Source organism: Flavicella sp. IMCC45537, assembly GCF_057197705.1.
In genome coordinates, this window is sequence record NZ_CM170067.1 from 3,340,798 (window position 1) to 3,353,033 (window position 12,236).

The 12,236-nt window shown below is 33.1% G+C and carries 15 protein-coding genes; 7 read left to right on the forward strand and 8 right to left on the reverse strand.

What is annotated here, in order from left to right; all coding sequences use genetic code 11:
• Positions 1-138: 138 nt before the first annotated feature.
• The 3 genes from AC2DGP_RS13485 to AC2DGP_RS13495 form a co-directional block, all read right to left on the reverse strand.
• Complete coding sequence (locus AC2DGP_RS13485; RefSeq protein ID WP_484490587.1) at positions 139-882, reverse strand: energy transducer TonB; 744 nt, start codon at positions 880-882, stop codon at positions 139-141.
• Positions 883-1,071: 189 nt separating this feature from the next.
• A complete protein-coding gene (gene lepA / locus AC2DGP_RS13490) occupies positions 1,072-2,868 on the reverse strand; it encodes a translation elongation factor 4 (protein ID WP_484490588.1) in 1,797 nt (598 codons plus the stop codon).
• 102 nt (positions 2,869-2,970) lie between these two features.
• Entirely contained in the window at positions 2,971-3,948 is a 978-nt protein-coding gene (locus AC2DGP_RS13495) for a Gfo/Idh/MocA family protein (protein WP_484490589.1), read from the reverse strand.
• A 133-nt stretch (positions 3,949-4,081) separates the two neighbouring features.
• Here AC2DGP_RS13495 and dusB point away from each other — a divergent pair, with 133 nt between their 5' ends.
• Positions 4,082-5,077 (forward strand): tRNA dihydrouridine synthase DusB, encoded by a 996-nt coding sequence (gene dusB / locus AC2DGP_RS13500; protein WP_484490590.1) that lies wholly within the window; start codon positions 4,082-4,084, stop codon positions 5,075-5,077.
• A gap of 97 nt (positions 5,078-5,174) precedes the next feature.
• The gene (locus AC2DGP_RS13505; protein WP_484490591.1) at positions 5,175-5,795 is read left to right on the forward strand and encodes an SdiA-regulated domain-containing protein; all 621 of its coding nucleotides are present in this window, start codon (positions 5,175-5,177) and stop codon (positions 5,793-5,795) included.
• Here AC2DGP_RS13505 and AC2DGP_RS13510 read toward each other — a convergent pair whose 3' ends face one another.
• Together AC2DGP_RS13510 and rbfA are read right to left on the reverse strand one after the other, a co-directional pair.
• A complete protein-coding gene (locus tag AC2DGP_RS13510) occupies positions 5,796-6,992 on the reverse strand; it encodes an ABC transporter permease (RefSeq protein WP_484490592.1) in 1,197 nt (398 codons plus the stop codon).
• 1 nt (position 6,993) lies between these two features.
• Positions 6,994-7,389 (reverse strand): 30S ribosome-binding factor RbfA, encoded by a 396-nt coding sequence (gene rbfA, locus AC2DGP_RS13515; RefSeq protein ID WP_484490593.1) that lies wholly within the window; start codon positions 7,387-7,389, stop codon positions 6,994-6,996.
• Positions 7,390-7,572: 183 nt separating this feature from the next.
• Between rbfA and AC2DGP_RS13520 the strand changes: the two genes are divergently transcribed.
• Genes AC2DGP_RS13520 through truB form a run of 4 tightly spaced genes read left to right on the forward strand, consistent with a single transcriptional unit; the run spans position 7,573 to position 10,228 of the window.
• On the forward strand, positions 7,573-8,451 hold the full coding sequence (locus AC2DGP_RS13520; RefSeq protein WP_484490594.1) for a cell division protein FtsX: 879 nt from the start codon (positions 7,573-7,575) through the stop codon (positions 8,449-8,451).
• A gap of 27 nt (positions 8,452-8,478) precedes the next feature.
• Positions 8,479-8,718, forward strand: coding sequence for a DUF3098 domain-containing protein (locus AC2DGP_RS13525; protein WP_484490595.1), 240 nt, complete (start codon positions 8,479-8,481; stop codon positions 8,716-8,718).
• A gap of 20 nt (positions 8,719-8,738) precedes the next feature.
• On the forward strand, positions 8,739-9,536 hold the full coding sequence (locus AC2DGP_RS13530; protein ID WP_484490596.1) for an undecaprenyl-diphosphate phosphatase: 798 nt from the start codon (positions 8,739-8,741) through the stop codon (positions 9,534-9,536).
• On the forward strand, positions 9,536-10,228 hold the full coding sequence (gene truB / locus AC2DGP_RS13535) for a tRNA pseudouridine(55) synthase TruB (protein ID WP_484490597.1): 693 nt from the start codon (positions 9,536-9,538) through the stop codon (positions 10,226-10,228). Before AC2DGP_RS13530 ends, truB begins: the two co-directional genes overlap by 1 nt.
• Before the next feature lies 1 nt (position 10,229).
• Here truB and AC2DGP_RS13540 read toward each other — a convergent pair whose 3' ends face one another.
• Both AC2DGP_RS13540 and AC2DGP_RS13545 read right to left on the reverse strand, forming a co-directional pair.
• Entirely contained in the window at positions 10,230-10,712 is a 483-nt protein-coding gene (locus AC2DGP_RS13540; protein WP_484490598.1) for an ABC transporter ATPase, read from the reverse strand.
• Between the two features lie 33 nt (positions 10,713-10,745).
• Positions 10,746-11,036 carry a hypothetical protein gene (locus AC2DGP_RS13545; RefSeq protein WP_484490599.1) on the reverse strand — a complete coding sequence of 97 codons (291 nt, stop codon included), beginning with the start codon at positions 11,034-11,036 and terminating at the stop codon, positions 10,746-10,748.
• A 189-nt stretch (positions 11,037-11,225) separates the two neighbouring features.
• On the opposite strand from AC2DGP_RS13545, the gene AC2DGP_RS13550 reads away from it, so the two are divergent.
• Positions 11,226-11,777, forward strand: coding sequence for a hypothetical protein (locus tag AC2DGP_RS13550; protein ID WP_484490600.1), 552 nt, complete (start codon positions 11,226-11,228; stop codon positions 11,775-11,777).
• Here the strand turns inward: AC2DGP_RS13550 and AC2DGP_RS13555 are convergent.
• On the reverse strand, positions 11,743-12,216 hold the full coding sequence (locus tag AC2DGP_RS13555) for a regulatory protein RecX (RefSeq protein ID WP_484490601.1): 474 nt from the start codon (positions 12,214-12,216) through the stop codon (positions 11,743-11,745). The two genes, AC2DGP_RS13550 and AC2DGP_RS13555, sit on opposite strands and share 35 nt — an antisense overlap.
• Between the last annotated feature and the right edge of the window lie 20 nt (positions 12,217-12,236).

The following is a 12,236-nucleotide window of genomic DNA, read 5'->3' on the forward strand; positions in this document are numbered from 1 at the left end:
ATAGTCTGTATAATAGCATTTTATTATCTGCTATAATTATATGTTTTTGTATGGTAAAGTCATTTTTTTTGAAATATTGGTTTTTAAAATTCTTAAAAGTGACTTTTTGGTTTTATATATGAACCAAAAAGTCAACATTTATAAAACAACCTGAAAGGTTATTGGTAAAGAGTATTTTACCCTTACAGGCAATCCTCTTTGTTTTCCCGGAGTCATTTTGGGTAATGTTTTTACTACCCTAGATGCTTCTGTTTGTAATCTTGGATGAGGAGCGCGGGATTGAACTTCTGTTATATTACCATGTTCATTTATGGTAAACATCACAAATATTCTTTTTTTGCCTGGAGGAAGGCCTAACTCATTGGCAAGTTCAGCATCAAACTTTTTGTTAACATGTTTACGGACTTTACTGGAAAAACATGCTTTTTTTTCTGCTTTATTACCTTTTTCACAGCCAGGAAAAATCGGAATGTCTTCAATAATAGCAAATGGTACATCCTCAATAATTTCCTCGTATTCAGCAACCTCATTTATATTCTCAATATCCTCAGACGTGATGACTGCCTCAGTTTCATCGGTTTCTGTTGATTCGATAATAGTTTCGGGAACATCTGCCACATTTTCAACAACTTTGATGATTTCTATCATTTTAGGAGGTGGAGGTGGGGCATGTTTGATTGGTGGTGGTTTTCGATGCGTGATAACCATTTCTTCAACCTGTTCAGAAGTGATTTCGACACTACTAAACGTTGCAATTTCTCTTGTGTAAGTTTTGTGTTCTAGGGCTACATAGGTAAAAAATAAAGTCAAATCTAGACCAATAAGCATAAATTGTTGACTGTAGTTCTCTAATCTAGCACGTGGGTTCTTTTTAGTGTCCATAACGCTGAGATTTAAAAGATTAATATGTCTCTAAGTTACGAAACTATAAGGGTAAAAACACTATAAAAAGACTAAAAGATCTTATTTTTAATCTTTTATCAAGGAAACATTGTTTACGTTGGTAATTCCATTTGGAAATGAAAAAAACCTTATATTTTTTTTAAAAAAAATATAAGGTTTTTTGTTGTTTTAGTCATTAAGTTTTAGAACCGCCATAAAAGCTTCTTGTGGAATTTCAACATTCCCAACTTGTCTCATACGCTTTTTACCTTTCTTTTGTTTTTCAAGTAGTTTACGCTTTCTAGAGATATCTCCTCCATAACATTTAGCTGTTACATCTTTACGAAGTGCTTTAGTTGTTTCTCTGGATATAATTTTGGCTCCAATTGCTGCTTGGATTGGAATATCAAACTGTTGTCTTGGAATTAATTCTTTTAGTTTCTCACACATTTTTTTACCAATAGTGTAAGCATTGTCTGCATGCAATAAAGCTGATAACGCATCTACTTGTTGCCCATTTAATAAAATATCAACACGAACCAGTTTAGATTCTTTCATACCAATTGGATGGTAGTCAAAAGAAGCGTATCCTTTTGAAACTGTTTTCAATCGATCATAGAAATCGAATACAATCTCTGCCAATGGCATTTCGAAAATCAATTCCACTCTTTGAGTTGTAAGGTAAGATTGATTAACGATGATTCCACGTTTTTCTATACACAAACTCATTACTTGACCAACAAAGTCAGATTTTGTAATGATTGAGGCTTTGATAAATGGTTCCTCAACACGATCCAAACTAGAAGGGTCTGGTAAATCGGTTGGGTTATTCAAAGGTATAATTTCGTTAGGTGTTTTCTTTTTAAAGGCGTGGTATGAAACGTTAGGTACCGTTGTGATTACAGTCATGTTAAACTCACGTTCCAAACGTTCTTGAATAATTTCCATGTGAAGCATTCCTAAAAATCCACAACGGAATCCAAAACCTAAGGCGGCAGAGCTTTCTGGTGCGAAAACCAAAGATGCATCGTTCAGTTGAAGTTTTTCCATTGAATAACGCAGCTCTTCATAGTCTTCTGTATCTACGGGGTAAATACCTGCAAATACCATTGGTTTTACATCTTCAAAACCATCAATTATTTCAGTAGTTGGTAGTGCAGCATCTGTAATCGTATCACCTACTTTTACCTCTTTTGCAGTCTTAATTCCTGTGATAAGGTATCCTACATCTCCTGTTTTAACAGATTTTTTTACAACTTGTTCTAGTTTTAAAGTTCCAACTTCATCTGCAAAATATTCATTATTAGTCGCCATGAATTTGATGCGTTGTCCTTTTTTGATTTCGCCATTAAGTACACGGAAGTATGTTTCAATCCCTCTATAAGAGTTATATACTGAGTCAAAAATCAATGCTTGTAATGGTGCCTCTGGATCTCCTGTAGGTGCTGGAATTCTGTCAATAATTGCTTCTAAAATATTATCAACACCAAACCCTGTTTTTCCACTTGCATGAATAACTTCTTCAGGGTCACATCCTAATAGATCAACAATATCATCTGTAACCTCTTCAGGATTTGCGCTTGGTAAATCAACCTTATTTAAGATAGGGATGATTTCTAAATCATTTTCAAGTGCTAGGTATAAATTGGAAATTGTTTGCGCTTGAATACTTTGAGCGGCATCAACAATTAACAAAGCACCTTCACAGGCAGCAATAGATCTAGAAACTTCATATGAAAAATCAACGTGACCAGGAGTGTCAATTAAGTTTAGAATAAAATCTTCTCCTTTGAATTTATAGTCCATTTGAATTGCGTGACTTTTGATGGTAATACCACGTTCACGTTCCAAATCCATATTGTCTAATAGTTGATCTTGCTTTTCTCTTTCCGTTACGGCTCCTGTATAATCTAAGAGTCTATCGGCTAAGGTACTTTTACCGTGATCAATATGTGCAATGATGCAAAAATTTCTGATGTTTTTCATACTTCTTGTGTTCTTTCTCCTAAAATGGTTTGCAAAGATAGTTTTTTTGGAGGGAATTTTATTGACAAGTCTTGGTTAATCTTAAGAACCTGAGGTTCTTTTTTAATTATCATGATTAGGGTAATGCACACCTGCCATTTTTCTGATTTTGTCTAATGTTTTGATAAGCGTGAGACTAAAGTTTAAAGGTAACATAGGACTTTCTTTACGTCCTTCATCCAAACATTGCATTACGTGTTCGGCTTCATTTTCATAACCGAGTCCTTTGTAATCAAAATGGAGTTCCTTTATGTTTCCTTTTTTACCGATCAATAAAGGGCGGTGTAACTCTCTTGAAATACGAACAGATCCTTCAGTGAAGTAAAATTCCGAATCATTAAAGGCATTGCATTTAAATCCAGAAGCTAAATTAGCTGAAGTACCATTTTTATATTCAAATAACATTTCAAGGTCCTCATCTACTTCCGTTGCGCCTAAAGTAGCGTTTATTGTAATATTATCAGGGGTACCTAAAGTCATCAATGCTGTGAAAACAGGGTATATTCCTATATCTAATAGAGAACCTCCCCCTAGGTCTTTATTAAAAAGTCTATGGTTTTTATCAAATGGAGCAAAAAATTTGAAATCGCACTTGACATGTTTTAGAGTACCTAATTCTTTAGTTTTAATGAGGTCTAAAACTTTTAGAAAAGCTGGATTGAAACGTGTCCAAAAGGCTTCCATTAAAAAGGAGTTGTTTTCTTTTGCGCATTTGATCATGGCAGAAACCTCCTTTTCATTCATAGCAAATGCTTTTTCACATAAAACTGCTTTTTTGTGATTTAGGCATAGCATGGTGTGCTCTAAATGAAAAGAATGTGGTGTGGCTATGTATACGATGTCTACATTTTGGTCCTTGACCATTTCTTCATATGAACCATATGCTTTTTGAAAATCAAACTCTTCAGCAAATTCAATTGATTTATCTTTTGATCTGGAAGCCGTGGCATACAGATTAGCATTTGATAATAACTTTAAATCTGCTGTGAATTTTTTAGCAATTCTACCACAGCCCAATATTGCCCAATTATATGTTTTCATAAGGATGGTTTATTTTGTGAAAATACGATTTACTTTTAAATCTGCTTTCTCCAAATTTGTTAAAAGCAGGGAGGCATGTTTTAAAAGAATTAGAAAGTTGTATCTTTGCAGCTCTAAAAAAAACATAGATATTTTGGTTAAGATAGGCGATATAGAATTGAATGATTTTCCTTTGTTGTTAGCACCAATGGAAGATGTTAGTGATCCACCGTTTCGTGCATTGTGCAAGGAGCAAGGAGCAGATGTTGTGTATACGGAGTTTATTTCTTCAGAAGGTTTGATTCGTGATGCTGCGAAAAGTGTTAAGAAATTAGATATCTATGAAAAAGAAAGACCTGTTGGGATTCAAATATTTGGAGCCAATTTAGAGTCTATGTTAAAGACAGTTGAAATTGTTGAGAGATCAAAACCAGATATTATTGATATCAATTTTGGATGTCCAGTGAAGAAAGTTGTGAGTAAGGGAGCCGGAGCAGGTATCTTAAAAGATATTGATTTGATGGTTTCTTTAACCGAGGCTATGGTAAAACATACCGATTTACCTGTAACGGTTAAAACTCGTTTGGGATGGGACGAAAGTTCGATTAAAATTGTAGAGGTAGCTGAGCGTTTGCAGGATGTTGGATGTGCTGCTATTTCAATTCATGGTAGAACGAGAGCTCAAATGTATAAGGGAGATGCCGATTGGAAACCAATTGCACAGGTAAAAAACAATTCTAGAATGCATATTCCTGTATTTGGTAATGGAGATGTTAATACGCCGGAAGCTGCAGTTAAAATGAGAGATGAATACGGTTTGGATGGTGCGATGATTGGAAGAGCAAGTATTGGAAATCCTTGGTTTTTTAAAGAAGTAAAACATTTTTTTGAAACCGGAGAACATTTACCTCCAGTAACAATTGCAGAGCGTGTTGAAGTAGCAAGAAGACATTTAGAGATGGAGATTGCATGGAAGGAAAAAGAAATTTTGGCAGTTTTAGAAACAAGACGTCATTATGGAACTTATTTTAAAGGAATTCCAAATTTTAAGCAATATAGAATGAAAATGGTAACTTCAAATTCTGCAGAAGAAGTGTACGCTACTTTTGATGAGGTACTTGCGAAATTTGGTGACCAAACTTATGTTTAAAAAAACTATTTTACTTATTGGGAGTTTACTGCTACTATTTGCATGTGGTACTAAGATTCCTAAAAGTAACATAGAATTTATTTCAAAAAAAAGGCTAGTGGTACCAGAACCCTCTGGACTCACCTTTTATAATGGGAGTTTGTTTGTGGTGAGTGATGCAAATTCTTTTTTGTATCAATTAACAATGGACGGTCAGCTTCAAGAAAAATATGCTGTTCCGGTAAAAGGTTTGGAAGGTGTTACTTATCATGAGCAGAAGAAAGCATTTGTGTTACTTAGTGAATCTAAAAGAAGGATCACCTATTTTTCACTACAAAATGGGGTAGGAAATTCCTATAAGATAAAAGGGAAACAAAGTTCAAGTAATAATGGTTTGGAAGGGGTTTGTTATAATTCTAAAAAAGAATCTTTGTATGTCCTAAATGAAGCCAAACCGAAAAAACTTTTAAAAGTATCTACGAAAGGTAAAATAAAAAAAGACCATGCCCTTTCTTTTGGGAAAGATGTCTCGGGTATCGTTTTTGATAAAAGGTTGAATGTGTTTTGGGTTTTAAGTGATAGTTCTAAATCTTTGTATAAGATTGATATAAAAGGAGAGTTGTTGCAAGAGTTTCCTTTAGAGATACGTAAGGCTGAGGGGATTGCTTTAGATGAGCAGCGTAGATTGTATATTGTGAGTGATGAAACGGCTGAATTGTTTGTCTTTCAAATAAAATAATTATTCTAAAAGATCTTTAGAGATTCTACTACTCGCAATAAAGGCAGCAAAGTAACCTAATAAAGTAATGGTAATTGCAACTAATAACAGATTGATGAATTTGAATTCAATCGGGTAGGCAATAGAACTAGTAATCATAAAAAGTTGATATTTATTCTGAATAAAGATCAATAGCCCACCAAGTGAAATTCCAATGATCAAACCTCCAAATGTCAATAAAAATCCTTGATAGATAAATATTTTTCTAACTTCTTTTATAGAAGCACCCAAATTGTATAATGTTATAAGGTTCGACTTTTTGTCAAGAATCATCATGATAATAGATCCAATAACATTAAATATTGCAATGATCAAAACAAGTGTAAATATTAAGTAAGCAACGAGTTTTTCAGTATTTAATATTTTGTAAAAAACAGAGTTTAGTTGTTCTCTTGATTGAATTTTAAAATTAGGTCCCAGTTTTTGTTTTAATTCCTGAATACAAAATTCTGATGCATTGGAATCAGTTTTAATATCAATTGCAGATATTTGATTTGGGCTGTAGTTTAAAAGCCTTTGGCTTACTGATAAAGGAGTGAATACAAATTTATGATCTAGTTCTTCTGAGATAGAAAATACACCAACCGCCTGTACGTTTGATTTTTGAAATGCTTTGGTTGGGTTTGTTAAATATCCTTTTCCTGGTTTAGGAACTAAAATCGTTAAGGGGTCGCCATAGTTTAAAATTCCAATGGATAGTTTATTGGCAATACCATTTCCAACCAATGCCGTCGGGTTGTCAAAATTTAACCATTTTCCAGAGTATATAAGGGTGTCAATTCTAACAACATTCGTGTAGTTTCTGTCAACACCTTTAATATATGCTATTTGTTCTTTTTTGCCGTGTTTAAAAAATGCACGCTCTTCTATAACTTTTGAAAATGCAAGTATGCCTTTGGTTGAAAGAATTTTGTTTTGGATACTATCGGTAAATTCAAAGGATTTTCCGACAGTGGTGGAAATTCTAATATTTGGGTCGGTGGCGTTTAAAAATTTGGTGCTAAATGTTTTAAGTCCAGAGAATACAGAAAGTACAATAAAGAGCGCTAAGGAGCCTACAATAATTCCAATACTAGCTATTTTTGTAATGATATTAATAGCATTGTTACTGCTTTTAGAAAATAGATAGCGCTTGGCAATGTAGAGCGAAAAGTTCAAATTATGACTTTTTCCTTTTTGGTAAAACTTCTGGGTTTTGAATTGGATTAATATCCTCTCCACGCAAAGAAGCATCAATAGTTTCGATATAATCTAAAGAGTCATCACCATAAAATGTAAGGTTAGGAACTCTACGTAATTGATTTTTTGTTCTTTTGGCTAATTCATGACGAATAGTTTTACTGTTCGATTGAATTCCAGATACTAATTCGTCTCTCTTTTCAGAAGGAAAAATGCTTAAAAAAACTTTGGCTTGACTAAGGTCAGTGGTAACACTTACTTTTGTAACAGAGATTATTACCCCTCTCATACCGTCTTGCGCAGCTGATTGTAAAACATCTACTAAATCCTTTTGGATTACACCACCAATTTTTTTCTGTCTATTTGTTTCCTCCATGCTGCAAATTTAAGGTAATTATTTATAATGGTTCATAGTTTTCTGGTGAAACTGTGTTTTTTGGAATGTGATTTTTGTGGGTTATATTTTAACTTTTTGTTACAAATCTAATTCTGTTTCTTCTGTTTAACTTTTCTCACTTACAATCTAATTTAGTAACTTGCCAACTTTAAAATTTTAATTATGTCTAACTCCTTTGATCGTTATCAAAAACGACGTTTAAGATCTTCTTATTTTTCAGTGATCCTTAGTATAGCTTTGGTATTGTTTGTTCTTGGAGTATTAGGGGTTGTGGTGTTGAAATCATCCAAAATAGCAAACCATTTTAAAGAGCAGGTTGCTGTGACATTGTTTTTGAAAAATAGTGTTGATAAAGATCAAGCTAAAAATTTAGAAAAAACACTTAAGAAAAAGGAATATACGAAGTCTATTTTATTTGTTTCTAAAGAAACAGCAGCGAAGCAATTTAGTGAAGAAATAGGTGAAGATTTTCTAACTTTCTTAGGAAGTAATCCATTAAAAAACTCGATAGATATTCATTTAAATCCAGATTTTATCACTCCGGAAAAAATGAAATTAATTGAAGCGGAATTGACTGAAAATGCTTTTGTTTCTGAAGTCTTGTATGATGCCCCTTTGATAGAAATGTTAACGCAGAATATTCAAAAAATAAGTTTTTGGATTCTAGTAATTGCAGGGTTTTTTACGCTAATTGCTGTTGTGCTAATTAATAGTTCAATTCGTTTGTCTGTTTATTCTAAACGATTTACCATTAAGACCATGCAAATGGTAGGAGCTACGAAAAGATTTATTCGTTTGCCTTTTATTTGGAAAAGTATTAGGTTAGGAATTATGGGAGCAATACTAGCAAGTATTGGTTTGGCTTCTTTATTATATTACGTTGGAAGTGCGATTCCTCAGTTGAATTTATTGGGAGATAAAAAAGATTTGGCCATTATTTTTTCAGGAGTCCTGTTAATGGGGATTTTGGTGACTTGGATGAGTACGTTTTTTGCAACGCAACGATTTTTAAATTTAAAAACGGATCAGCTTTACTCTTAAAGAGATGCTGGTTGATATAAAATTCATATGAAAGAATTGAAATCAAAAGAAGAATTTTTATTCGGTAAAAAGAATTATAAATGGATGCTCATCGGACTGGCTGTTGTGGCTTTAGGATTTATTCTAATGGCAGGCGGAGGTAGTGATGATCCTGAAGTTTTTAATGAGGCAATTTATAATTTTAGAAGAATTCGTTTAGCACCTACTTTGGTGTTGATTGGTTTTGCAATTGAGGTGTATGCTATATTGGCAAATCCTAATAAATAATTTTTTCAAGTACATATAGAATGGGAATAATTGAAGCTATAATTCTTGGAATTATACAAGGGTTGACTGAGTTTTTACCAGTGTCATCAAGCGGGCATTTAGAATTGGCAAAATTTATTTTAGGAGACGATGCTGTTCCGAAGGAGAGTTTAACTTTTACGGTAGTTTTGCATTTTGCAACTGCGTTGAGTACTTTGTTAATTTTTAGAAAAGAAGTAGCTCGTATATTAAAAGGGTTGTTTCAGTTTTCTTGGAATGATGAAACGAAATTTTGTTTGAAAATTGTGATTTCAATGGTGCCTGCGGTTATCATTGGTTTGTTGTTTGAAGAGCAGTTGGAGTATTTTTTTAGTGGTCAAATTTTGCTCGTAGGAGCTATGTTGTTAATAACTTCTTTGTTGCTTGTTTTGGCAGATAAAGCTAAAACAACGGATGTAGAAACGAGTTATAAATCTGCCTTGATTATCGGTATAGCGCAGGCTATTGCGATGTTACCGGGTATTTCTAGATCGGGAGCAACAATTTCTACTTCAGTGTTATTGAAAATAGATAGAACTCAAGCTGCTAGGTTTTCATTTTTAATGGTGGTGCCACTGATAGTTGGGAAGATAGCTAAAGATGTGCTTGGAGGGGATTTGGTTGTGAATTCTGCAGAGGTATTTCCAATGTTTATTGGTTTTATAGCCGCTTTTATTGCAGGTTTGTTAGCTTGTAAATGGATGATGGCATTAGTAAAGAAAAGTAAATTATATTATTTCTCAATTTATTGTGCTGTTGCGGGTGTCATAGCTATTGTTTATTCTTTAACTAATTTATAATGTTTACCGAAGAGGAATTCAAAGAAGGAAAAGTAGTATTGATTGATAAACCGTTAACTTGGACGTCTTTTCAGGTTGTCAATAAAGTACGTTGGGAAATTCGTCAGCGTTTTAATATCAAGAAAATCAAAGTAGGTCATGCGGGTACTTTGGATCCTCTAGCGACAGGTTTGTTGATTTTATGTACTGGAAAGTTCACTAAAAAAATTGATCAATTTCAGGCGCAGATAAAAGAATACACCGGTGAAATCACGTTAGGAGCTACAACTCCTAGTTATGATTTAGAATCAGAGGTTAATGAAGTATTTCCCACAGGACATATAACCGAAGCACTGATTCATAAAATGACGGAAAAGTTTATTGGAGAAATAGATCAGAAACCACCTATTTTTTCAGCATTAAAGAAGGATGGTAAGCGTTTATATGAATTGGCTAGGGCAGGAGAAGAAGTGGAAGTGAAGTCTCGAAAAGTTACGATTTCTGAATTTGAAATTACAAAAATTGACTTTCCTAAAGTAGTCTTTAGAGTAGTGTGTAGTAAAGGAACGTATATACGTTCTCTTGCTTATGATTTTGGTTTGGCATTAGATTCAGGAGCTCATTTAAGTGCACTTCGTAGAACTAAAATCGGTGATTTTTCTGTAGAGGAGTCTTTTGAACTTGATACTTATATTAAGGAATTACAAGCCTAGATTATTTAAACATGTTTCCGTACCAGCTTTCTGAAGCAGGTATTTCCCAATATTCATCAAACTCTAGTTTGGTAGAAATCGTGTTGTCAAAAACGATAGTTTTTTTGTTTACCCCTTTGTCTTTAATTAGTTTTTTAAAGTCCTTAAGGTCTTTGTACTGGACGTATTGTCCTTGTTTGAAACAGGCATTCATTTTATCCATTAACTCAGTTTCTAGTTCCGATTGTAATTGAATAATAAAAGATATAAGTTGGTTGGTTGTTTCTGTAGAAATCGTAGTTTCTGTATCGGAAAATAAGATAATAAACCGATTGTATTTAATTGTGAATGCAGCCTCTAGTCCTTGGTTTTTTTCTTCCCATTCTAAAATGAAGTCAGTTATCTTTTTTTCAATCGCTTCAATTTCATTTGCATAGATTTTTTTTTGGGATGGGAAAATCCATACTTTTGAGTGATCAGGTAAACCGTTGTAGTCAGATATCATTTTATTGTAATTTAACCACAAAGATATTTCTTTTTAACTGTTTAGCTTAACTTCTTTTAGCGATTTTTCAGCAGATTCAAGATCTGTATAAGTGTGGTTCAATAACGGAGATATTTTACTCGGAACGAAAAGTTGAAAGAATTTTGGTAATTTTCTCGCATCAAGAAATTGACCATGTTTCATTTCTACTACCAAGTAATATTCTGTTAAAGTCTCGGTTGAATGCGAAGAAATATTATAGGCTGCTGATTTAAATTTTTTTCTTGTCTGAATTGAGTAAAAGAATGAAAAAGCAAGTATGCTAAGAAAAATAAAAGGTATCATGTCAAAAGTTTAGTCGTTTGGATGGTTAACATTTGTTAATAACGAACAATATATAGATTTATTGTATAGGACGGAAGTTTTATCATACATTTGTATTGTTAATCATCGTATTTTATTGTTTTGAGGTATTTATTTTTAGTTTTTTGTGTGATTTTTATTTCTTGTAAAAAAAATCAGGATGAAAAAAAAGTGGTTGAAGAAATTCCTGCAGAGAGTTTGGCTTTGTTCAATGAGACTACTACTTTTAGTTTTGATGAAGTGTTACAACCTAAAACAAATGAAAAAGTAAAGGGGTGGGATGAGTATACTACCTTGTCAAAGTTTCTAAGGAAAAACTTTACGACTATATCTCCGGCTTTGGCATTAGAAATGTCTAAGGAGTTAACAGATCTGTCAAAAACAATGAATGATTCTTTAAGAATCAAGGAGCTAAATAATAAAGGTATGTTTGCTCGTTTGAATGTGTTTTATTCAGAGGCTTTGCGTTTGCAGGATATGTCAGAAATTAGCTCGATACAGCCTTCGGAAGTAAAAGAACAAGTAGAAAAAATAGTATTGGTCTATAACTCAATTAATTTAAAAATTAATTCAGTGTATTTACAGAAAAGTTTTGATGAAAATGTTGATTTTGATGAATCAATATTTGATTTTAATGAAGATGCTGTAGCTCCTTATAGAATTCCTAAAAAACCTCGTAAGTCAAAAGTTAATCGAGATGATAAGCCAGCATTTCGTAAATAAGTTGCGATTCAAAACCTTGTCTTAGTAAAAAATCAATTATTTTTTTCTTCCTTTTGAAAGGGTCGTTTTCTTTTGAGGTTTTTATTTTTTTTAGGATAAGATTGTCTAGGTTTTCAATGTACTCTGTTTGCTCTATTTCTTTTAAAGCAATTTTGATATTGTAGTCAGTGATATTTCGGAATTTTAATTCTCTAATAATTCTGTTTTTACCCCATTTTTTAATTCTAAATTTTCCTCTCGCAAAGCTTTGGGCAAAACGTGTTTCGTTTAAAAAATTCTCAGAGATGAGGTGCGTAATTACCTGCTCGATAATTTCAGGAATCAATCGCATTTTCGAAAGTTTTTCTTCAACCTCTTTATGACAACGGTCTTGATATACACAATAGTGTTCTAGGGCTCTTTTGGCTTGCTCGGGTGTGTAGGTTTTGATCGCTTTCATGATTGTCAAAAGTAGTTTAA

Bases quoted from the DNA above. Each gene is read 5' to 3' on its own strand.
- AC2DGP_RS13530 (WP_484490596.1), top strand. From the start codon at position 8,739: ATGGGAATAATTGAAGCTATAATTCTTGGAATTATACAAGGGTTGACT.
- AC2DGP_RS13525 (WP_484490595.1), top strand. From the start codon at position 8,479: ATGAAAGAATTGAAATCAAAAGAAGAATTTTTATTCGGTAAAAAGAAT.
- AC2DGP_RS13540 (WP_484490598.1), bottom strand. From the start codon at position 10,712: ATGATATCTGACTACAACGGTTTACCTGATCACTCAAAAGTATGGATT.
- AC2DGP_RS13545 (WP_484490599.1), bottom strand. From the start codon at position 11,036: ATGATACCTTTTATTTTTCTTAGCATACTTGCTTTTTCATTCTTTTAC.
- AC2DGP_RS13495 (WP_484490589.1), bottom strand. From the start codon at position 3,948: ATGAAAACATATAATTGGGCAATATTGGGCTGTGGTAGAATTGCTAAA.
- AC2DGP_RS13520 (WP_484490594.1), top strand. From the start codon at position 7,573: ATGTCTAACTCCTTTGATCGTTATCAAAAACGACGTTTAAGATCTTCT.
- lepA (WP_484490588.1), bottom strand. From the start codon at position 2,868: ATGAAAAACATCAGAAATTTTTGCATCATTGCACATATTGATCACGGT.
- rbfA (WP_484490593.1), bottom strand. From the start codon at position 7,389: ATGGAGGAAACAAATAGACAGAAAAAAATTGGTGGTGTAATCCAAAAG.
- AC2DGP_RS13555 (WP_484490601.1), bottom strand. From the start codon at position 12,216: ATGAAAGCGATCAAAACCTACACACCCGAGCAAGCCAAAAGAGCCCTA.
- AC2DGP_RS13485 (WP_484490587.1), bottom strand. From the start codon at position 882: ATGGACACTAAAAAGAACCCACGTGCTAGATTAGAGAACTACAGTCAA.
- truB (WP_484490597.1), top strand. From the start codon at position 9,536: ATGTTTACCGAAGAGGAATTCAAAGAAGGAAAAGTAGTATTGATTGAT.